The sequence below is a fragment of the Pseudomonas sp. Pdm06 genome (assembly GCF_014851795.1).
Taxonomy (GTDB): domain Bacteria; phylum Pseudomonadota; class Gammaproteobacteria; order Pseudomonadales; family Pseudomonadaceae; genus Aquipseudomonas; species Aquipseudomonas fluorescens_AA.
This window is the reverse complement of record NZ_JACVAH010000060.1, coordinates 1-285: the sequence shown is the minus strand read 5'-3', so window position 1 is coordinate 285 and position 285 is coordinate 1. Positions and strand designations below refer to the sequence as shown.

At 57.9% G+C, this 285-nt stretch carries 1 protein-coding gene; it reads right to left on the bottom strand.

Annotation, left to right across the window (positions count from 1 at the left end; all coding sequences use genetic code 11):
- Positions 1 to 285, bottom strand: a 285-nt coding sequence (locus tag IB266_RS30550) for a GTP-binding protein (RefSeq protein ID WP_263864941.1), incomplete at both ends; no start/stop codon positions are given.

Genomic DNA, 285 nt, shown 5'->3' with positions numbered 1-285 from the left:
CCAGCTTCTTGACGGCAGTGGTGCCCATTTCGTTGTCGTCTTGGCCGTTCAGAGCCATCAGAGCCGAACCGATGATGATTGGAGTGTCATCACCTGGGAAGTCGTAAGTGCTCAGCAGGTCGCGCACCTCCATCTCAACCAGCTCCAGCAGCTCAGCGTCGTCAACCATGTCAGCCTTGTTCAGGAAGACAACGATGTACGGAACGCCTACCTGACGGGACAGCAGGATGTGCTCACGGGTTTGTGGCATCGGACCATCAGCGGCCGAGCAAACCAGGATCGCGC